Consider the following 20078-nt stretch of genomic DNA (forward strand, 5'->3'; position numbering starts at 1 on the left):
CCTGCGGACACGGCGGCCGAGCGAGCGGGGGCGCCCGCCGAGACCGCGTCAGTACGAGGCGCGGGGGGCGGACGCCTCGTCCGCCTCGGCGGGGATGAACCGGGCCGCGAGCGCCTCGGACGCGCGCGCCAGCAGCGCGACGTCGGCCCCGACGGCCACGAAGTCGGCGCCCGCCTCGATGTACGCGTCGGCCACCGCCGGGTCGAACGCGTTCACACCGACCGGCTTGCCGGCCGAGTGGACGGCGGCGAACACGCGGTGCACGGCGGCGACGACCTCGGGATGGGACTGCTGGCCGAGCATCCCCATCGAGGCCGACAGATCGCTCGGCCCGACGAACACGCCGTCGATGCCGTCGACGGCCGCGATCTCGGCGGCGGCGTCGACCCCGGCCGCCGTCTCGATCTGCACGAACAGCGACACGTGGTCGGCGGCGTTCTGCAGGTACGCGTCGACGCGGTTCCAGCGTGCCGACCGGGCCAGCGCCGAGCCGACGCCGCGACGCCCGCGCGGCGGATACTGCACGGCATCCACCGCCGCCTGCGCCTCGGCGACCGACGACACCATCGGCACGAGCACGTTCTGCGCCCCGGTGTCGAGCACCTGCTTGATGCGCGACAGGTCGTTCGCCGCCACGCGCACCAGCGGCGTGATGGGGTAAGCCTCGGCCGCCTGCAGGATGCCGACGAGCTCCTGCAGCTCGATGGGGGAGTGCTCTCCGTCCACGAGCAGCCAGTCCATGCCGCTGCCCGCGCAGATCTCTGCGACCAGGGGCGAGCCCGAGCACGTCCAGATGCCGGCCAGGGGACGGGATTTCTCGGCCAGGCGATCACGCAGGGTGGGCTTCAGACGAAGCGACATGTGATGGTTCCCATCTGTCCGTAATCGCAGTGGACGGTGTCGCCGCGCTGCACCCACATCGGCCGGGTGAACGACCCGGCCAGGATGATCTCGCCCGCTTCGAGCCGCGAGCCGTGCTGGTGGAACTTGTTGGCCAGCCACGCGACGCCGGTCGCGGGGTGGTTCAGCACGCCCGCGGCGACCCCGGTCTCTTCGATCGTCTCGTTGCGGTAGAGCATCGCCGACACCCACCGCAGATCGATCTGGTCGGGGCGCATCGGGATGCCGCCGAGCACCATGCCGCCGTAGGCGGCGTTGTCGCTGATCGTGTCGACGATCGTGCGGCCCTCGAGCTCGATGTGGGAGTTGAGCACCTCGAGCGCGGGGGTCACGTACTCGGTCGCGCGCAGCACGTCGAACAGCGAGCAGTTCGGGCCCTCGAGCGGACGGTTCAGCACGAACGCGAGCTCGACCTCGATGCGCACGTTCGAGAACTGGTCGAACGCGATCGTCGAGCCGTTCTCGTGCACGGTGTCGTCGAACATGACGCCGTAGTCGGGCTCGGTGATGCCCGTGGCCTGCTGCATCGCCTTCGACGTGAGCCCGATCTTGCGGCCGACGAGACGGCGGCCGGCGGCGAGGTTCTTGTCGCGCCACACGCCCTGGATCGCGTACGAGTCCTCGACGGTCGCGTCCGGGTACCGGGCCGTGATGCGCGGGATGACGCTGTGCGCGCGATCCGCCTCGGCCAGTTCGTCGGCGATCCGCGCGATGGTGTCGGGGTCCAGCATCCTGTCTCCTTCTCGTCGCGCTTACAGCTGGTGGCCGAGCTTGTACTCGCCCTGCTTCCACTCCGGCATCTCTTCGCTGTCGCCCTCGCGGGTGTACGAGAAGCCGTCGGCGCCGATGGTCACGGCCATCTCGCTCGTGTCGGTGCGGGCCACGACCGGCTGCGGGTTGCCGTCGAGGTCGAGCACGAGCGACGCGTCGGTGTACCACGAGGGCACGACCGGGTTGCCCCACCAGTCGCGGCGCTGGTTGTCGTGCACGTCCCAGGTGACGACGGGATTGTCGGGGTCGCCCGTGTAATAGTCCTGCGTGTAGATCTCGACGCGGTGGCCGTCGGGGTCGCGCAGGTACAGGTAGAACGCGTTCGAGACGCCGTGGCGGCCGGGGCCGCGCTCGATGCAGTCCGACATGCGCAGGGCGCCGAGGATGTCGCAGATCGCCAGGATGTTGTGCTTCTCGTGGGTGGCGAACGCGACGTGGTGCATGCGCGGTCCGTCGCCGCCGGTCATGGCCGTGTCGTGCACCGTCGGCTTGCGGCGCATCCACGCGGCGTACACCGTGCCCTCTTCGTCCTGGATGTCTTCGGTGACGCGGAAGCCGAGGTCCTGCATGAACTTCGTCGCCCGCGGCACGTCGGGGGTGACCTGGTTGAAGTGGTCCAGGCGCACCAGCTCGCCCGGCTTGTGCAGGTCGTAGCGCCAGCTCAGCCGCTCGACGTGGTCGGTCTGGTAGAAGAACTCGTACGGGAAGCCGAGGGGGTCGACCACGCGCACCGAGTCGCCGATGCCCTTCGTGTAACCCTCGGGGTTGCGGCGCACGTCGCAGCCGAGCTCGGTGTAGAACGCCACCGCCCGGTCGAGGTCCGCGGGCGTGCGCACGCGGTAGCTGAACGCGGCGACCGCGGCGATCGGCCCCTTGCGCAGCACGAGGTTGTGATGGATGAACTCGTCGGTCGAACGCAGGTAGATCGTGCTCGCGTCCTCTTCGGTCACGTACAGCCCGAGCACGTCGACGTAGAACCGGCGCGAGCGCGCGAGATCGGTGACCACGATCTCCATGTACGCGCAGCGCAGGATGTCAGGGGCCGGGGAAGTGGGGGTGGGCACCGGGTCGGATGCCTCGATCGGAGCCTCTTGGGATACGTAGAAGCCCGAAGAGGTCAGGGTCATGTCTTCGCGGTGGGTCATGGCAGCGTCCTTGTCTGTGGTGTCGGTCGTTGAGCGAGCGAAGCGAGTCGAAACGGTCGCCCGCGACGTTTCGACTCGGGCCTTCGGCCCTCGCTCAACGACCGGGGAGGGAGGGGTTCAGCGGGGGTCCGGGTCGTCGAGGTCGATCTCGGTGTGGTGATCCTGTTTGCCGAAGGTCGGGTTGTGCACCTTGCCGAGGGTGATGTGCACCGCCTGCTGATCGGTGTAGAAGTCGATCGAGCGGTAGCCGCCCTCGTGGCCCAGGCCCGAGGCCTTGACGCCGCCGAACGGCGTGCGCAGATCGCGCACGTTGTTCGAGTTCAGCCACACCATTCCGGCCTCGATGCCCTGCGCGAAGTTGTGCGCTCGCTTGAGGTCGTTGGTCCACACGTATGCGGCCAGGCCGTACTTGACACCGTTGGCGAGGGCCAGGGCCTCTTCGTCGGTGTCGAACGGGGTGATCGCCACGACCGGGCCGAAGATCTCCTCCTGGAAGATCCGGGCGTCGGGGGCGACGTCGGCGAACACGGTCGGGGCGATGAAGTTGCCCTCGGGGAAGCCCTTGGGGCGGCCACCGCCGGCGACCAGGCGACCCTCGGTCTTGCCGATCTCGACGTAGCTCATCACCTTGTCGTAGTGCTCGGGGTGCACGAGGGCGCCCACCTCGGTCGACGGGTCGTGCGGGTAGCCGACCTTGACGCGCTTGGTCTGCGCGGCGTACCGCTCGACGAACTCGTCGTAGATCGAGCGCTCGACGAGGATGCGGCTGCCGGCCGTGCAGCGCTCGCCGTTCAACGAGAACACGCCGAACACGGTCGCGTCGATCGCAGCGTCCAGGTCGGCGTCGGCGAACACGACGGCGGGCGACTTGCCGCCCAGCTCCATCGACAGGCCCTTCAGGAACGGGGCGGCGTTGCCGAAGATGATCTGGCCCGTGCGGCTCTCGCCGGTGAAGGAGATCAGCGGCACGTCGGGGTGCTTGACCAGGGCGTCACCGGCATCCTCACCCAGTCCGTTCACGAGGTTGAACACGCCCTGCGGCAGTCCCGCCTCTTCGAAGATGCCCGCCCACAGCGATGCCGACAGGGGAGTGAACTCGGCGGGCTTGAGCACGACGGTGTTGCCGGTGGCCAGGGCCGGCCCCAGCTTCCACGACTCGAGCATGAACGGCGTGTTCCATGGCGTGATCAGGCCCGCGACGCCGATCGGCTTGCGGTTCACGTAGTTGATCTGGCGGCCGGGCACCTTGAACGTGTCGTCGGACTGGGCCACGATCAGGTCGGCGAAGAAGCGGAAGTTCTCGGCGGCGCGCCGGGCCTGGCCCAGCGCCTGCGTGATCGGCAGGCCCGAGTCGAACGACTCGAGCTCGGCCAGCCGGGCGTCGCGCGACTCGACGATGTCGGCGATGCGGTGCAGCACCCGCGAGCGCTCGCGGGGCAGCATGCGCGGCCACGGTCCCTCGTCGAACGCGCGCTTGGCGGCGGCGACGGCCTTGTCGATGTCGGCCTTCTTGCCGGCGGCGGCCTGCAGGTAGACCTCGTTCGAGACCGGGTCGAGCACATCGAACGTGTCGCCGTCGACCGAGTCGACGAACTCGCCGTCGATGTAGTGCTGGATGCGGCTGGGCAGGTCGGCCGGGACGTGCCGGGCGCTCAGAGCGGTGTCGGTCATGATTCCTCCGTGGGGGTGGGGGCAGGGATGTCGTGATGGGCGCCGTGGCGCGCGGCGACGAACTCGTCCATCGTGCGCCAGCGGTGGTTGCGGGCGGCCAGCTCGATCTCGAGCGCGGGCGCGCCGGTCTCGATCAGCCGGACGATCTCGTCGTGCTCGTCGACGGATCCGCCGGCGCGGCCGGGGATGTACGAGAACGTCGAGTCGCGCACGTTCGGCAGTCGCCGCCAGCCGCGATGCACGAGGTCGAGGATGTGCGGGTTCGGGCAGGACTCGAACAGCGTCGCGTGGAACAGCTGGTTCAGCCGGGTGAACTCGTGGGCGTCGAAGTTGTCGAGCAGCCGACGCATCTGGCCGTTGTACCGGCGGGCGCGTTCGAGGTCCTGCGCGGTCAGCAGCGGCGCCGCCAGCGAGATCGCGGAGCCTTCGACCAGGCCCAGCGTCTGCATCGTGTACACGTACTCGCTCTCGTCGGCCACGGCCACCCGCGCACCGACGTTGCGCTCGAACGTGACGTAGCCCTCGGCCTCGAGCCGGCGGATGGCCTCGCGCACCGGGACGACGCTCATGTCGAGCTCGTCGGCGATCGTACCCAGGACGAGCCGGTACCCGGGGGAGTACTCGTGATGCACGATCCGGTCGTGGATGTGCTGGTACGCGCGTTCGGACTTGCTCGGCGCGGTCGCGAGGGCGTGGCTCATGACTGCTCCGCATCGGGCAGGCGGCACTCGTAGCGGGCACGCCAGTGGTCGTTCATCGGGAACAGGCCCTCGAGCCGCTCGCCTTCGGCCACCCGCTGCAGGACCCAGCCGTCCTCGGCCTCCTTCATCAGCGCCTCGTCGACGACCTCTTCGACCAGCGCCGGCGGGATGACGATCACGCCGTCACGGTCGCCCACGATGATGTCGCCGGGCTGCACGGTGGCGCCGCCGCACGCGATGGTCAGGTCGTAGTCCCAGGCGACGTGCCGGCGGCCGAGCACGGCGGGGTGCGCGTCGTTCGAGAAGACCGGAATGCCCACGGCCGCCACGCCGTCGTGGTCGCGCACCGCGCCGTCGGTGACGACACCGGCCGCGCCCGCGGCGAGCGCCCGGGCGGCCAGGATGTCGCCCAGCGTGCCGGCACCGGCTTCGCCGCGCGCCTCGATGACCATGACCTCGCCGGGCGCCAGCGCGTCGAACGCGCGCTTCTGCGGGTTGTATCCGCCGCCGTGCGCCTTGAACAGGTCTTCGCGGTTCGGTACGAACCGCAGCGTCTTCGCGACGCCGACGAGCTTCGCGTCGGGGTGCATCGCGGTCACGCCGTCGATCGACACGTTGTTCAGGCCGCGCTTGCGCAGCTGGGCGGACAGGCCCGCCGTCGGCGCCTGCTCCAGCTTCGCGCGCAGTTCGGGGGTGAGGGTGAAGGGGGCGGGGGATTCGACCCGCTGCGCTCGATCGACGACCGGGGACTGCGCCGGCTCGGCGGCCGGAGGCCCGGCGATCGGGGCGAGGCCCGCGGCCTCGCGCGAGCCCCAGGCGTCCTCGCGCTGCGTGTCGTCGGCGGACGGCAGCGAGCCGACCGCGGCGTCGAAGCCGTGCTCGCCCTGCACGACGGTCGTCGTGAGCCGGCCCGAACTGATCGCGCCGGCCGCGGCATCCACTTCCACCTCCACGACATCGCCGGGGACGACCACCGATGACCCGGCCGGGGTGCCGGTGAGGATCACATCGCCCGGCTCGAGCGTGAAGTGCTGCGACAGGTCGGCGACGAACTGCGCGAGCGGGAAGATCAGGTCGGCGGTCGTATCGTCCTGCACGAGCGTGCCGTTGACCCACGTGCGCAGCCGCAGGGCCGCGGGGTCGACCGTGCGCGCGTCGATCAGCTGCACACCGATCGGGGTGTAGCCGTCGCCGCCCTTGGAGCGCACGTTCGAGCCCTTGTCGTTCGCGCGCAGGTCGTAGAGGCCGAAGTCGTTCGCGGCCGTGACCCAGGCGACATGGTCCCATGCGCTGTCGACGCCCACACGACGGGCCGGGATGCCGATCACGAGCGCGATCTCGCCCTCGAACGCGAGCAGCTCGGTGCCGGCGGGACGCTCGATCGTGCTGCCGGTGGCCGCGACCGAGCTCGACGGCTTGAAGAAGTACGAGGGCGCGGCGGGACGGCGCCCGCGCTGGTCGGCCCGCGAGCCGTAGCTCAGGTGGATCGCGATGATCTTGCCGGGACGCGTGGGAAGTCCCGCGAAACGCGAGTCCGCGGCATCCGTCGTCGACGTGCTGTCCGTGCTCATGAGCCCCCTCGCCCTTGTGTTGTATTCGAAATCGTATATGATCAACGGAAGTCCGGCAAGAGGCCCCCGCGATCCGGGCGGGCAGCGGCGCCGGCGACAACGAAGTCCCTGACAGAGGAGTCATCATGAGTTCATCCGTGCCAGCGGATGCGGACGGGTTCACATCCACCGGAACCATCGCCTCGGCGACCGATCGCCGACGCGTCGTGGTCGCCACCGTCGTCGGCACCACCGTCGAGTGGTACGACTTCTTCATCTACGCGTTCGCCGCGGCGACCGTGTTCGCCGCACTGTTCTTCGAGCCGATGGGCAAGGACTTCGCGCAGATCGTCTCGTTCTTCAGCGTCGGGGTGAGCTTCCTGTTCCGCCCGCTCGGTGCGTTCCTGGCCGGCCACTTCGGCGACAAGATCGGCCGTCGGCCGATGCTCGTGATCACGCTGCTGCTCATGGGCGGCGCGACCACGCTCGTCGGCGTCCTGCCCACGCACGCGCTGATCGGAGTGTGGGCTCCGATTCTGCTCATCCTGCTGCGCGTCATCCAGGGCATCTCGGCGGGCGGCGAATGGGGCGGCGCGGTCCTGATGGCGGTCGAGCACGCGCCAAAGCGCAAGCGCGGCCTGTTCGGGGCATCCCCGCAGATCGGCGTGCCGATCGGGCTGCTCCTGGCATCGATGGTGCTGGCCGTGGTCGAGGGCATCTTCCCCGGCGTGCCGGCCGGTTCTGACATCGCCCTGGCCGACACCCCGTTCGGGCAGTGGGGATGGCGCATCCCGTTCCTGCTGTCGATCGTCCTCATCGGCGTCGGCTACTGGGTGCGCCGGCGCGTCTCTGAGAGCCCGGTGTTCACCGAGATCGCGGAGCGCAAGGAAGAGACGCGCATGCCGATCGTGCAGCTGCTGCGCCACCACCTGCTGCTGGTGATCGTCGCAGCGCTCGTGTTCGCCGGCAACAACGCCGTCGGCTATATGACCACCGGCGGGTACGTGCAGCACTACGCCACCGCCGCCGACGGCCCGATCGCCCTCGACCCGGGCCCGGTGTTCTGGGTCGTCGCCGTGTCGGGCGTGAGCTGGCTGTTCTTCACCTGGTTCGCCGGGTGGCTGTCGGACCGGTTCGGTCGTCGCAACACGTACATCCTCGGCTGGATCGTGCAGCTGGTCGGCGTGGTCCTGCTGTTCCCGCTCACCAACATGGGCACGATCGGTTCGCTCACGGCGGCCCTCGTGATCCTCACGGTCGGTCTCGGCTTCACGTATGGACCGCAGGCCGCGCTGTACTCGGAGCTGTTCCCGGCATCCATCCGGTTCTCCGGGGTCTCGATCTCGTACGCCATCGGCGCCATCGTCGGCGGGGCCTTCTCGCCGATGATCGCGCAGGCGATCTTCCAGTCGACGGGCTCGACCGACGGGATCACCTGGTACCTGGCCGGCATGACCGTGGTCGGACTCGTCGCGACGCTGCTGCTGCGCGATCGCACCGGCATCCCGCTCGGCCCCGAGCACGAGGACGAGCAGGCCAAGAGCCCGGTGTACGGGCTCGCCAAGGTCTGAAGCCGATCTGAGCTCGGGGGTGCGGTCTTGCACCCCCGAGCCGCTTCATCGAGGGTTCACCTGACGGGCGAGGGAGCGGGTGCTTCCCCACCCCCGGCCGTCGGATGCACTCTCGCTGGTTGGTGGTGCGGGGCGAGCGCGTGATCCGGGTGCCGCGGCTGCCGACGGAGGGCGGGTCACCCGCCGAGCGACTCGCGGATCGCGGTGGCCGAGCGGGTCAGGCGGGCGGCGATCTCGGCGGCGTCGCCGGTCGGGCCGACGTGGACGACGGCGATCGCGGCAGGGCGCTGGCTCGGCCGCAGCCGCAGCGGGACGGCCACGGCCTGCACGGTCGGGATGACCTCGTCGTGGCTGGTGGCGAAGCCGTGCTCGCGGGCGGCGGCGATCTCGGCGCGCAGCCGGTCGCCGACCGTGACGGGCCACTCCGCCTCGGGCAGTGCCGCGAGGATGGCCTTGCTCGGCGCGCCGACGGTGATGGGATGCCGCGCCCCGGGCCGCTGCGCGACCGAGGCCACCGCGTGCCTCGGCTCGACGCTGGTCAGCGTGATGCACTCATCGCGGTCGAGCACGGCCAGGAAGCACGTCATGCCCAGCTCGTTGGCGATCGCGGTCAGCTCGGGCAGGGCTCCGGCCTGCAGGTCGTGCGCGACGCCGGCCGCGAGGGCCGCCATGCGCGCGCCCAGCTGCACCCGTCCGGCCGAGTCGCGCGTGACCAGCGCGTGGTCTTCGAGCGTGCGCAGCAGCCGGTACGCGATCGAGCGGTGCACCTCGAGCCGGGCCGCGACCTCGTCGATCGAGAGGGGGCCCTGCGCGTCGGCGAGCACTTCCAGGATCCGGATGCCGCGGCTCAGGGTCTGCGACGCGGGAGCCGTCGATGATCGGGAAGCCGTGACCATGTGTCTCCCTCACAGGTGCGATGCGCCGGGTCTGTGCCGAAGCCCTTGCACCCGGCATCCACCGTCATATACGATCTGTTCAATAGTAGAACGCTGCGTTCGAATATAGAACACGACGTTCGGCCTGGCAAGACCTCGATGCAACACCTCGACAGAGCCGTCCGGGAAGGACCCACCATGCAGTTCCACCACAACGGATACGTGTCGGGCGAGCCGCGCGTCCTGCCCGCCGCGGGCACGGGCATCGACCGTCCCTCCGACCTGCCCGACGAGATGGACGTGCTGATCGTCGGCTCGGGGCCCGCCGGCATGCTGCTGGCCGCGCAGATGTCGCAGTTTCCCACGGTGACCACACGAATGATCGAGCGGCGCCCGGGGCGCCTGGCACTCGGCCAGGCCGACGGCATCCAGCCGCGCAGCGTCGAGACCTTCCAGGCCTTCGGTTTCGGCCCGCACATCATCGCCGAGGCGTACAACATCGCCTGGATGAACTACTGGACCCCCGACCCCGAGCACCCCGAGAACATCATCCGCACGACGCGGCAGGCCGACTACGCGAAGGACATCAGCGAGTTCCCGCACCTGATCGTGAACCAGGCACGCGTGCTCGACTACTTCGCCGAGGCGGCCGTGCGCGGTCCCGGCCGCATCACGCCGGACTACGGCATCGAGTTCGCGGGTCTCACCGTGCACCCCGAGGGGGAGTACCCCGTCGAGGTGCAGGTGCGCTACGTCGCCGGTCCCCGCCAGGGCGAACAGCGCACGGTCCGGGCGAAGTACGTCGGCGGCGCCGACGGTGCGCGCAGCCAGGTGCGCGAGGCGATCGGGCGCAAGCACGTCGGCAAGTTCGCCGCCCACGCGTGGGGCGTCATGGACGTCACGGTCGAGACCGACTTCCCCGACTGGCGCACGAAGTGCGCGATCAACTCCGAGGCCGGCAACATCCTGCACATCCCGCGCGAAGGCGGGTACCTGTGCCGCGTGTACGTCGACCTCGGCGAGGTGCCCGAAGACGACCACCACCGCGTGCGCGACACCCCGCTGGAGAGGATCGTCGAGAAGGCGAACGAGATCCTGCACCCCTATACGCTCGAGGTCAAGCAGGCCGCGTGGCACAGCGTGTACGAGGTCGGCCACCGTGTAACCGACAAGTTCGACGACGTGGACGTCGACGCCGACCACGCGCCGCACGTGTTCCTCATGGGCGACGCGTGCCACACCCACTCCGCCAAGGCCGGTCAGGGCATGAACGTGTCGATGCAGGACGGCTTCAACCTGGGCTGGAAGCTCGGGAGCGTCCTCACCGGCCGCAGCCCCGAGTCCCTGCTGGCGACCTATTCGGCCGAGCGGCAGCCCGTCGCCCAGCAGCTGATCGACTTCGATCGCGAATGGTCGGCGCTGATGGCCCGCAAGCCCGAGGAGATCTCGGACCCCCAGGAGCTCGCGAACTTCTACATGGCCACCAGCGAGTTCCCCTCCGGCTTCATGACGCAGTACCCGCCGTCGATGATCACCGGGGGTGCCGCCCACCAGGAGCTCGCGACCGGGTACCCGATCGGCAAGCGGTTCAAGTCCGCCGAGGTCGTGCGGGTGTGCGATGGCAACACCGAGCACATCGGCCACCACCACCTGGCCGACGGACGCTGGCGCGTCTACGCCTTCGCCGACCGCCCCGGCCAGGGCGAGGCATCCGCTCTCTCCGACTGGGCGCAGTGGATGCAGACCTCGCCCGACTCGCCGGTCGTGCGCTTCACGCCCACCGGTGCCGACGAGGACGCGGTGCTGGACGTCAAGGTCACCTACCAGCAGCCGCACGAGGACGTCGACGTCATGCTCGCGCCCGACGTGTTCCGGCCGCGGTGCGGCACGCTCGGCCTGATGAACTGGGAGAAGGTGTACGCGACCGGTCCGGGCGCCGACATCTTCGACGAGCGGGGACTGTCGCGCGACGGCGTCGTGGTCGTCGTGCGGCCCGACCAGTACGTGGCCGCCGTGCTGCCACTGCAGGCCACCGACGAGCTCGCCGCGTTCTTCGCACAGCACCTGCTCCCCGCGGCATCCTGACCCGGCACGGGCTCCTCCCTTCCCCCTTTCCCCTTCCCCCTTGTCCCACCCTCCCTTCCCTCTTCCCCCTTCCCCCTTGTCCCACCCTCCCTTCCCACACCGATCGATAGGGATTGGGCGAGTCCATAGCCCATAGGGCATGGATTCGCCCAATCCCTATGGATTCGGGAGTGAGGAGCTCTGTGGAGTGGGGAGTGAGGAGCTCTGTGGATTCGGGAGTGAGGAGCTCTGTGGAGTCGGGAGTGAGGAGCTCTCTGGAGTCGGGATGAGGAGCTCTGTGGAGTCGGGAGTGAGGAGCCTCTGGATTCTGGAGGGGAGAGAGGGATGCCGCGACCGGGCGGGCGAGCTCAGCCGCCGGTGGCGCGATAGCGGTGCTCGGGGCGTCCGGTCGTGCCGTAGCGCAGCCGCAGCTCGATGACGCCCTGCTGGGCGAGCGAGGTGAGATAGCGCTGGGCCGTCGGGCGGCTGATGCCGAGATTCTGCGCGACGTCGGACGCCGACACGTCGGGATCGGCGCGGCGGACGTAGTCGCGCACGAGCTTCATCGTCTCGGCCGACTGCCCCTTCGGCGGCGTCGTGATCGTGCCGGTGCGCATGAGGTGGAACAGACCGTCCACCTCCTGCTGGTCGGCGGCGTCGGTGCGGGCGCCGAGGTCGGCCAGGCGCACGTGCAGGTCGCGGAATGCGTTCAGCCGCTCGGCGAGGGTCGCGAACCGGAACGGCTTGACCAGGTAGTGCACGGCGCCCTGGGTGATCGCGGTGCGGATGTGATCGAGGTCCCGCGCCGCGGTGATCACGATCACCCCGGGCTGGACCGGCAGCTCCGCCAGGCGCCGCATGAGGTCCAGGCCCGGCTCGTCGGGCAGGTACAGGTCCAGCAGCACCAGGTCGGGCCGGCCCGTCGCGACCTGCTCGAAGGCCTCGGCGGCGGTATGGGCGACGCCGCTCACCTCGAACCCGGGCACCTTCGCCACGAACTTGGCGTGCAGCGAGGCCACCCGGAAGTCGTCGTCGACGATGAGGGTGCGCAGCGTCGGGGCCGGGGCGGTCATGTCGTCACCGCCGAAGGGTCCTCGGCGTGCGCGGGCGGCTCTGCGTGCGCGTGCGTCTCGGCGTGCTCGAGCTCGTGCAGCGGCAGCTCGACGGTGAACACGGCGCCGGGTCCCTCCGAGACGGCGATCGTGCCGCCGTGCTGGATCACCACGCGATGCACGAGCGCCAGCCCGAGGCCGCGCCGGCGCACGCCGTCGTCGGGCTTGGTCGTGAAGCCGTCTTCGAAGACCTGTGCGGCCGCGTGGGGTGGGATGCCGCGGCCCGAGTCGCGCACGCGCACCCGGATCGTCTCGCCCACCGGACGGATGTCGACCTCGACGCGGCCGGGGGAGGCACCGGCCACCGCGGCGTCGATCGCGTTGTCGACGAGGTTGCCGAGGACGGTCAGCAGCACGCGCGGATCGCCCTGCCCGCCGCCGAGCTCCGAGTCCTCGGTGAGCACGAGCGCGACGCCGCGCTCGGCGGCCACCACGGATTTGGCGACGAGGAGCCCGACCAGCTGCGGGCTCGCGATCTGCTGCTGCAGCTGGGCGGCCATGTTCGTCGCCGTCGCCGACAGCTCGGCGACGTACGCCGTCGCCTCGTCGATCGCGCCGAGCTCGAGCATGCCCGACAGGGCGTGCACGCGGTTGGCGAACTCGTGCTGCTGCGCGCGCAGCGCGTCGGTCAGGCCACGCACGCTGTCGAGCTCGCGCAGCAACCCCTCCTGCTCGGTGCGGTCCGACACCGTGAGGATGTGCCCGAGGTCGCGACCCTGCAGGTGCACCGGCATCCGGTTCACGACGAGGAAGTGCTCGTCGGTGACGACGACGAGGTCGCCGCCGGTGATGTCGCCGGTCAGGATGTCGCGGACCCGCCCTGGCGGTACCACCTGTGCCACCGGCATCCCGATCTGCGCGCCGGGGATGCCCAGCAGCCGGCGCGCCTCGTCGTTGATCAGCGCGAACCGCCCGTCCGGCGCGAGGCCGATGACGCCCTCGGCGATGCCGTGCAGCATGGCCTCGCGCTCCTGCAGCAGGGTCGCGATCTCGCGCAGCTCGAGCCCGAACGTCTGCCGTTTCAGCCGTCGGGCGAGCAGGATCGATCCGACGACGCCGACGGCCAGCGCGATGCCCGAGTACAGGGCGATCGAGGGCAGCAGCCGCCACACACCGGTCTCGATCTCTTCAGCGTCGATGCCGACCGAGACCTCGCCCACGATGCGGCCGCTGTCGGCGCGCAGCGGGACCTTCGCGCGGGCCGACAGGCCGAGCGTGCCGCGCTCGACGTTGACGACGGTCTTGCCCGACAGCGCCTCTTCCGGGTCGGTCGAGACGACCTGGCCGACGCGCTCCGGAGTCGGGTGCGAGTAGCGCACGCCCTGGTCGTCGGTGACGACGACGAACAGGGCGCCCGTCGAGTGCCGGATCGTCTCGGCGCGCTGCTGCACGACACCCAGCGGGTCGTGCGACAGCACTGCGGCGGCGATGCCGGGCTCGACCGTCACGGTGTTCGCGATCGCCAGCGCCCGCTCTTCGAACTGGTGCACGAGGATGTTGTGCGCCTGCCACAGAGACAGCGCGAAGCCCACCAGCAGGGCCGAGAAGAGCACGGCGAGCTGGGTGCGCAGAATGCTCGTCGACAGGCGACTGCTGCGGGTCATGCGGACGCTCCAGCTTCGTTGCGGACACGCGGCAGCGCGCCCGGGTGCGCGCGGACCGCCGCAGACATCATGCCACGCGAGGCTGCGTGCGGGCGCGGTCGCGGCGTGAGCAGAACGCACGAAATGGGATGCCGGATCCCGGCGTGCGAATGCGACATCCGATCTTGACAGAATCGGCTCGGGCATGCCACGATTCTCTACATCCGAAAGTAATCTTCCACATATCGGAACTTGCTCCAGGGTTGCAGACTCGACAACGACGTCCGAAAGAGGGTTCTCGATGTCTACCGAAAAGGAATACGTCCACGTCCCCAGCCTGGAGCACGAGGGCCTCGCCAATCCGCCGTCCGGCACGTTCGCGGTCGAGATGGGCATCAGCCCCCGGCTGTACAACAACGACCTCGCGCCGACGACCCGCAGGGGGCGGCACTGGAGCGGCTACAGCATCTTCACGCTGTGGGCCAACGACGTGCACAGCCTCGGCAACTACGCGTTCGCGATCGGGCTGTTCTCGCTGGGCCTGTCCGGCGGCGCGATCCTCGGGGCGCTCGCGTTCGGCGCACTGTTCCTGTTCATCCTGCTCACGCTCTCGGGCTTCATGGGCGAGAAGACGGGCGTCCCCTTCCCGGTGATGAGCCGCGTCTCGTTCGGCATCCACGGCGCGCAGATCCCCGGCGTGCTGCGCGGCGCCGTGGCCATCGCCTGGTTCGGCATCCAGACCTACCTCGCCTCGCAGGTGCTGCAGGTCGTTGTGATCGCGATCTTCCCCGGCTTCGCCGCGCTGCAGCACGGGTCGTTCCTGGGTCTGTCGCCCGCGGGCTGGATCACGTTCGTCGCGCTGTGGGTCGTGCAGGTCGTCATCGTCAGCTACGGCATGGAGATGATCCGCCATTACGAGGCGTACGCGGGCCCCATCATCCTCGTCACGTTCGTCGCGCTGGCCGGCTGGGTGCTCGTGCAGTCCGGCTTCCAGATCGACTGGGCGCCCACGCCGTCCGCCACCGGCGGCGAGATGTGGCTGAAGATGCTCGGCGCCGCCTCGCTGTGGGTCGCCATCTACGGCACGTTCGTGCTGAACTTCTGCGACTTCACCCGCAACGCCAAGTCGAAGAAGTCGATCGTGAAGGGCAACGTCTGGGGCATCCCGGTCAACATGCTCTTCTTCGGCACGATCGTGGTCGTGCTCACCGGCGGCACGTTCAAGATCTCGGGCAAGCTCATCACGTCGCCCGCCGACGTGGTCGCCGCGATCCCGAACACGTTCCTGCTGGTGCTGGCCTCGCTCGCCCTCATCGCCCTGACCATCGCGGTCAACCTGATGGCGAACTTCGTCGCCCCGACCTACGCGCTGAACAACCTGTTCCCGCGCCACCTGAACTTCCGCAAGGCGGCGCTCATCTCGGCCGTCATCGGCCTGGTCATCACGCCGTGGAACATGTACAACTCGCCGATCGTGATCAACGTGTTCCTCGGCGGCCTCGGCGCCCTGCTCGGCCCGCTGTTCGGCATCATCATGGTCGACTACTGGCTGATCAAGAAGACCCGCGTCAACGTGCCGGCGCTGTACTCCGACGCGCCCAGCGGCGAGTACGGCTACCGCCGCGGCTTCAACCCGCGCGCCGTGACCGCCCTGATCATCTCCGGTGTGCTCTCGCTGCTGTTCACGTTCCTGCCCGAGTTCGAAGCGGTACGCGACTTCTCGTGGTTCTTCGCCGCGGGCCTGGCCGCGATCATCTACGGCATCATCGCGGACCGGCGCGGGCCGTTCCACGACCTGCACGGCGACGAGATCGCCGTCACGCCCAAGCACTGACCCGTCACGCACCAGTCATCGCACAGGCCATCCCCAAGGAGCACACATGCGCATTCTCGTCGCGAACGTCAACACCACCCAGACCATGACCGACGGCATCGCCGAGGCTGCTCGCGCGGTCGCCTCGCCCGGCACCGAGATCGTTCCGATCACCCCGGCGTTCGGTGCGGAGTCGTGCGAAGGCAATTTCGAGAGCTATCTCGCCGCGATCGCCGTGATGGACGCGATCGTCCGGTACGAGGGCGAGTACGACGCGGTGATCCAGGCCGGCTACGGCGAGCACGGCCGCGAGGGCCTGCAGGAGCTGCTCACGGTGCCCGTCGTCGACATCACCGAGGCTGCGGCATCCACCGCACAGTATCTCGGGCGATCGTACTCGGTGGTCACCACCCTGGACCGGGCGGTGCCGCTCATCGAGGACCGGCTGATCCTGGCGGGGCTGCACGAGCGGTGCGCGTCGGTGCGCTCGTCGGGCCTGGGCGTGCTCGAGCTCGAGTCCGACCCCGACCGCGCGATCGAGGCCATCGTCGCCGAGGCGCAGATCGCCGTCGAGCAGGACCGCGCCGAGGTCGTCGTGCTCGGCTGCGGCGGCATGGCCGAGTTGAAGGACCGCGTCGTCGAACGCTGCGGCGTGCCCGTGGTCGACGGCGTCCAGGCCGCAGTCGCGGTGGCCGAGGGGCTCGTGCGCCTGGGGCTGACCACCTCGAAGGTGCGCACGTACGCGCCGCCGCGGCCCAAGCGGGTCACCGGGTTCCCGGCGCTCGCGCATTGAGCCGGGCGCAGAATCTTCTCATCGGAATCGATAGATCAACCGCCCGGCGCGGCGCCGGACGGGAAAGGAAAAGCGACATGTCGCAGGAGACACAACAGCAGGATGCCGCGGCCGGCACGGTCTCGCTCGACCCGACGGGCGAGCGCTACGACCTCGTCATCCGCGGCCAGAAGGTGCTGACCACCGCCGGCATCCGCGCCCGCGAGGTGGGCGTGCGCGACGGCGTCGTCGTGGCGCTGCAGCCGCTGGGCAACAACCTCGTCGGCGACGAGATCGTGGACCTCGCCGACGACGAGACGCTGATCCCGGGCCTGGTCGACTCGCACGTGCACGTGAACGAGCCCGGCCGCACCGAGTGGGAGGGCTTCGCGTCGGCCACCCGCGCCGCCGCCGCCGGGGGCGTCACGACCATCATCGACATGCCGCTGAACAGCATTCCGCCCACGGTCGACGTCGAGGCGCTCGACCTCAAGCGCAGCGTCGCCCGCGACCAGGTGCACGTCGACGTCGGGTTCTGGGGCGGTGCGATCCCCGGCAACACCGATCAGCTGCGCGCGCTGCACGATGCCGGCGTGTTCGGGTTCAAGTGCTTCCTGCTGCACTCGGGCGTCGACGAGTTCCCGCCGCTGGATCCCGACGAGATGGAGAAGGACATGCGCGAGCTCGCGTCGTTCGACTCCGTCATGGTCGTGCACGCCGAGGACTCGCGCGCCATCGACCGTGCGCCCCAGCCCGAGGGCGACAACTACGGCAAGTTCCTCGCGTCGCGACCCCGCGGCGCCGAGAACCTCGCCATCGCCGAGGTCATCGAGCGGGCCCGCTGGACCGGCGTGCGCGCGCACATCCTGCACCTGTCGTCGTCGGACGCGCTGGACATGATCCGCAGCGCCAAGCGCGACAAGCTGAAGCTCACGGTCGAGACGTGCCCGCACTACCTGACCCTGACCGCAGAAGAGATCCCGGCCGGCGCGACGCAGTTCAAGTGCTGCCCGCCGATCCGCGAGGCAGGCAACCGCGAGCACCTGTGGGAGGGCCTGCTGGACGGCACGATCGACTTCATCGCGTCGGACCACTCGCCCTCGACGCTGGACCTCAAGGACCTCGAGAACGGCGACTTCGCCGTCGCCTGGGGCGGGGTGTCGTCGCTGCAGCTCGGCCTCTCGCTGATCTGGACCGAGGCGCGCAAGCGCGGTATCGCCCTCGAGACCGTGGTGTCGTGGATGAGTGACCGCCCGGCGCAGTTCGCGGGCCTGACCGGCAAGGGCCGCATCGCCCCCGGGTACGACGCCGACTTCTCGATCTTCGCCGCCGACGACGCGTACGTCGTGGACGTGAAGAACCTGCACCACAAGAACCCGATCACGCCCTACCAGGGCAAGGCCGTGGCCGGCAAGGTGCGTCGCACGTATCTGCACGGCGAGGTCGTCGACGGCCAGACGCCGAAGGGTCGGCTGCTGCGCCGCGGCATGACCGACTGACCTGTCGCCTTCCTGCTGCCGGTCCCGCTGTCGGTCGGTCTCGCTGTCGATCTCGCTGTCGGTCCCGCTGTCTGTCTCGCCGGCGGTCTCGCTGACCGCCGAATCCATAGGGAGTGGGCGAATCCATGCCCTATGGGGTGTTGACTCGCCCAATCCCTGTGGATTGCGGCGGGATGGATTGGGGCCGGGTGCACGCGGCCGGGCGGTCAGGAGTTCACGCGGATGATCTCCTGCTGGTAGGGCGCGATGACGCTCGACGAGATGCGGCAGTCCAGCAGCAGGAACGGGCGATGGGATGCCGGGGTGGCAGCCCACTCGGCGAGCCGGTCGAGATCGGCCAGCGTCCGCACGACGACGCCCTCAGCGCCGACCGCGGCGGCGAGCCCGGCGAAGTCGACGTGCGGAATCAGCATCGGCGCGGTCGCCAGGCCTTTCAGGCCGTAGAGGTTGACCTCGGCGCCGTAGGCGCCGTCGTTCCACACCACCGCCAAGCCCCGGCCGCCGGCGACGCGCACTGCGGTCTCGAGATCGGCGATCGCCATCAGCCCGCCGCCATCGCCTGTGGTGAGCACGACGGTCGACTCGGGGCGAGCGAGCGCCGCCCCCGCCACCGATGGGAAGCCCTGACCGATCGCCTGGAACGCGGTGCCGACCATCATCATCCGGTCAGGCGAGGCGACCGGCCAGTACATGTTCGCCCAGCCGATGAAGTGACCGCCGTCCGAGACGACCACGCGGTCGGCCGGCAGCAGCTCGCCGATCCGGCGCGCGACCGAGCGCGGGTCGAGCAGACCGTCGGCGGCGAGCTCGTCGCCGGGCTCGCGGACCGTCGCCGCGGCCAGATCGATCGTCTCACGCCAGCCGCTGCCGACGGCCTCCAGTGTGCCGAGCTCGGCGACCAGGGCCGCGGCCACGAGGGTGGCGTCGCCCCGGATGAACCGGCCGACGTGCGGGTGCGATGCGGCGGGGGCGACGTCGACCTGCACGACCTGCGTGCCGGGCGCGAACAGGTCGCCGAAGCGCATCGTGAACTGGTTGAGGGATGCCCCGAACACGACGGCGACGTCGGCCTGGCGCACGAGTGCCATGGCGCCGTCGGCGCCGAACCCGCCGGTCACCCCGAGGTCGTACCGCGCGTCGGGGAACACGCCGCGGCCGAGGGCCGTGGATGCCGTGACCGCGCCGGTGGCGGCGGCCAGCGCGCCGAGCGCCTCGCCCGCGCCGGCCAGCCACGCGCCGCGGCCGGCGAGCAGGAAGGGACGCTTCGCCCCGGCCAGCGTGCGGGCCAGGGCTGCGATCTCGGCCGTGCCGAAGGGACTCGGGGCCACCGGAACGGGCAGCACCGGCTCGGGCGCGGCCGGGACGGGGCCGGCCTCGAGCCGCGCGACATCGTAGGGGATGGCCAGCACCGTCGGCACCCGGTAGGAGAGGGCATGCTCGATCGCGATCACGGTCGTGGCTGCGGCATCCGTCCGCCCCACCGTGTAGGTGCGCGCGCCCACGGCCGACGCCATCGCGATCTGGTCGACGTCCCAGGGGCGCGGACCGCTCGTGGGCTCGTCGCCGACGACGAGGATCAGCGGGATGCGGGCCTGCACCGCCTCGGCGAGCGCGGTCAGCGTGTTGGTGAACCCTGCGCCGTACGTCGCGGTGGCCGCGGCGATCCTGCCCGAGGCGCGGTAGTGCGCGTCGGCGGCGACGACCGCGCCCGCCTCGTGACGCACCGCGGTGTAGGTGGCGGCGGTGTCGCGCTCGAGCGCGTCGAGGAAGTACGCGTTGCCGTTGCCCATCACCCCGAACACGTTGTCGATGTGGGCGGCGAGGGTCGCGGCGACGTGGGCGGACACGGTGGGCATGGCGAAGCCTTTCGAGACGGAACGGAAGCGGATCCGTATGTGTCTCGCCCGTGCGCTGCGGTGCGGCGCGAACTTCGTGCCCCTTTTTCGGGCACCGACCCTCTCGCGCGATCGCGCGACTGCCGGACGCACCGAGTATACCGGCGAGCGGCGGCAGCCGACTGTCGGCGGCGGGCCGGTCGGCGCCGGTCCTCG

Annotated in this window: 15 protein-coding genes; 5 read left to right on the forward strand and 10 right to left on the reverse strand. The window is 70.1% G+C overall.

From position 1 onward, the window contains the following. Window positions 1-48 precede the first annotated feature (48 nt). The 6 genes from AC3RX0_RS01185 to AC3RX0_RS01210 form a co-directional block, all read right to left on the reverse strand. The gene (locus AC3RX0_RS01185; RefSeq protein WP_491504116.1) at window positions 49-861 is read right to left on the reverse strand and encodes an HpcH/HpaI aldolase family protein; all 813 of its coding nucleotides are present in this window, start codon (window positions 859-861) and stop codon (window positions 49-51) included. Beyond that, entirely contained in the window at window positions 846-1631 is a 786-nt protein-coding gene (hpaH, locus tag AC3RX0_RS01190; protein ID WP_491504117.1) for a 2-oxo-hept-4-ene-1,7-dioate hydratase, read from the reverse strand. Before hpaH ends, AC3RX0_RS01185 begins: the two co-directional genes overlap by 16 nt. 21 nt (window positions 1632-1652) lie before the next feature. Next, complete coding sequence (gene hpaD / locus AC3RX0_RS01195; RefSeq protein WP_491504118.1) at window positions 1653-2816, reverse strand: 3,4-dihydroxyphenylacetate 2,3-dioxygenase; 1164 nt, start codon at window positions 2814-2816, stop codon at window positions 1653-1655. A 117-nt stretch (window positions 2817-2933) separates the two neighbouring features. Continuing rightward, entirely contained in the window at window positions 2934-4487 is a 1554-nt protein-coding gene (hpaE, locus tag AC3RX0_RS01200) for a 5-carboxymethyl-2-hydroxymuconate semialdehyde dehydrogenase (RefSeq protein ID WP_491504119.1), read from the reverse strand. Continuing rightward, window positions 4484-5188 carry a GntR family transcriptional regulator gene (locus tag AC3RX0_RS01205; protein WP_491504120.1) on the reverse strand — a complete coding sequence of 235 codons (705 nt, stop codon included), beginning with the start codon at window positions 5186-5188 and terminating at the stop codon, window positions 4484-4486. Before AC3RX0_RS01205 ends, hpaE begins: the two co-directional genes overlap by 4 nt. Further along, window positions 5185-6759: a fumarylacetoacetate hydrolase family protein gene (locus tag AC3RX0_RS01210; protein WP_491504121.1), complete on the reverse strand. Its 1575-nt coding sequence runs from the start codon at window positions 6757-6759 to the stop codon at window positions 5185-5187. The genes AC3RX0_RS01205 and AC3RX0_RS01210 overlap by 4 nt, the downstream gene beginning before the upstream one ends. Window positions 6760-6884: 125 nt before the next feature. On the opposite strand from AC3RX0_RS01210, the gene AC3RX0_RS01215 reads away from it, so the two are divergent. Beyond that, window positions 6885-8309 (forward strand): MFS transporter, encoded by a 1425-nt coding sequence (locus AC3RX0_RS01215; RefSeq protein ID WP_491504122.1) that lies wholly within the window; start codon window positions 6885-6887, stop codon window positions 8307-8309. A gap of 176 nt (window positions 8310-8485) precedes the next feature. Here AC3RX0_RS01215 and AC3RX0_RS01220 read toward each other — a convergent pair whose 3' ends face one another. Then, window positions 8486-9205 (reverse strand): IclR family transcriptional regulator, encoded by a 720-nt coding sequence (locus AC3RX0_RS01220; protein WP_491504123.1) that lies wholly within the window; start codon window positions 9203-9205, stop codon window positions 8486-8488. A gap of 177 nt (window positions 9206-9382) precedes the next feature. On the opposite strand from AC3RX0_RS01220, the gene AC3RX0_RS01225 reads away from it, so the two are divergent. Further along, window positions 9383-11269 carry an FAD-dependent monooxygenase gene (locus AC3RX0_RS01225; protein WP_491504124.1) on the forward strand — a complete coding sequence of 629 codons (1887 nt, stop codon included), beginning with the start codon at window positions 9383-9385 and terminating at the stop codon, window positions 11267-11269. A 347-nt stretch (window positions 11270-11616) separates the two neighbouring features. Here the strand turns inward: AC3RX0_RS01225 and AC3RX0_RS01230 are convergent, their stop codons facing one another. Together AC3RX0_RS01230 and AC3RX0_RS01235 are read right to left on the reverse strand one after the other, a co-directional pair. Beyond that, window positions 11617-12321: a response regulator gene (locus tag AC3RX0_RS01230; RefSeq protein ID WP_491504125.1), complete on the reverse strand. Its 705-nt coding sequence runs from the start codon at window positions 12319-12321 to the stop codon at window positions 11617-11619. Then, window positions 12318-13964, reverse strand: coding sequence for an ATP-binding protein (locus AC3RX0_RS01235; protein ID WP_491504126.1), 1647 nt, complete (start codon window positions 13962-13964; stop codon window positions 12318-12320). The genes AC3RX0_RS01230 and AC3RX0_RS01235 overlap by 4 nt, the downstream gene beginning before the upstream one ends. Before the next feature lie 367 nt (window positions 13965-14331). On the opposite strand from AC3RX0_RS01235, the gene AC3RX0_RS01240 reads away from it, so the two are divergent. The 3 genes from AC3RX0_RS01240 (at window position 14332) to allB (ending at window position 18027) form a co-directional block, all read left to right on the forward strand. After that, entirely contained in the window at window positions 14332-15777 is a 1446-nt protein-coding gene (locus tag AC3RX0_RS01240) for an NCS1 family nucleobase:cation symporter-1 (protein ID WP_491505346.1), read from the forward strand. A 46-nt stretch (window positions 15778-15823) separates the two neighbouring features. After that, on the forward strand, window positions 15824-16549 hold the full coding sequence (locus AC3RX0_RS01245) for an aspartate/glutamate racemase family protein (protein WP_491504127.1): 726 nt from the start codon (window positions 15824-15826) through the stop codon (window positions 16547-16549). 77 nt (window positions 16550-16626) lie between these two features. After that, a complete protein-coding gene (gene allB, locus AC3RX0_RS01250) occupies window positions 16627-18027 on the forward strand; it encodes an allantoinase AllB (RefSeq protein WP_491504128.1) in 1401 nt (466 codons plus the stop codon). Window positions 18028-18233: 206 nt separating this feature from the next. On the opposite strand, the gene AC3RX0_RS01255 is transcribed toward allB, so the two are convergent. After that, window positions 18234-19883: a thiamine pyrophosphate-binding protein gene (locus AC3RX0_RS01255; protein WP_491504129.1), complete on the reverse strand. Its 1650-nt coding sequence runs from the start codon at window positions 19881-19883 to the stop codon at window positions 18234-18236. Between the last annotated feature and the right edge of the window lie 195 nt (window positions 19884-20078).

This window comes from Microbacterium sp. W1-4-2, assembly GCF_058349885.2.

Excerpts from the sequence above, each read along its gene's own strand:
- AC3RX0_RS01185 (WP_491504116.1), bottom strand. The coding sequence starts at position 861 with ATGTCGCTTCGTCTGAAGCCCACCCTGCGTGATCGCCTGGCCGAGAAA.
- hpaH (WP_491504117.1), bottom strand. The coding sequence starts at position 1,631 with ATGCTGGACCCCGACACCATCGCGCGGATCGCCGACGAACTGGCCGAG.
- hpaD (WP_491504118.1), bottom strand. The coding sequence starts at position 2,816 with ATGACCCACCGCGAAGACATGACCCTGACCTCTTCGGGCTTCTACGTA.
- hpaE (WP_491504119.1), bottom strand. The coding sequence starts at position 4,487 with ATGACCGACACCGCTCTGAGCGCCCGGCACGTCCCGGCCGACCTGCCC.
- AC3RX0_RS01205 (WP_491504120.1), bottom strand. The coding sequence starts at position 5,188 with ATGAGCCACGCCCTCGCGACCGCGCCGAGCAAGTCCGAACGCGCGTAC.
- AC3RX0_RS01210 (WP_491504121.1), bottom strand. The coding sequence starts at position 6,759 with ATGAGCACGGACAGCACGTCGACGACGGATGCCGCGGACTCGCGTTTC.
- AC3RX0_RS01215 (WP_491504122.1), top strand. The coding sequence starts at position 6,885 with ATGAGTTCATCCGTGCCAGCGGATGCGGACGGGTTCACATCCACCGGA.
- AC3RX0_RS01220 (WP_491504123.1), bottom strand. The coding sequence starts at position 9,205 with ATGGTCACGGCTTCCCGATCATCGACGGCTCCCGCGTCGCAGACCCTG.
- AC3RX0_RS01225 (WP_491504124.1), top strand. The coding sequence starts at position 9,383 with ATGCAGTTCCACCACAACGGATACGTGTCGGGCGAGCCGCGCGTCCTG.
- AC3RX0_RS01230 (WP_491504125.1), bottom strand. The coding sequence starts at position 12,321 with ATGACCGCCCCGGCCCCGACGCTGCGCACCCTCATCGTCGACGACGAC.
- AC3RX0_RS01235 (WP_491504126.1), bottom strand. The coding sequence starts at position 13,964 with ATGACCCGCAGCAGTCGCCTGTCGACGAGCATTCTGCGCACCCAGCTC.
- AC3RX0_RS01240 (WP_491505346.1), top strand. The coding sequence starts at position 14,332 with ATGGGCATCAGCCCCCGGCTGTACAACAACGACCTCGCGCCGACGACC.
- AC3RX0_RS01245 (WP_491504127.1), top strand. The coding sequence starts at position 15,824 with ATGCGCATTCTCGTCGCGAACGTCAACACCACCCAGACCATGACCGAC.
- allB (WP_491504128.1), top strand. The coding sequence starts at position 16,627 with ATGTCGCAGGAGACACAACAGCAGGATGCCGCGGCCGGCACGGTCTCG.
- AC3RX0_RS01255 (WP_491504129.1), bottom strand. The coding sequence starts at position 19,883 with ATGCCCACCGTGTCCGCCCACGTCGCCGCGACCCTCGCCGCCCACATC.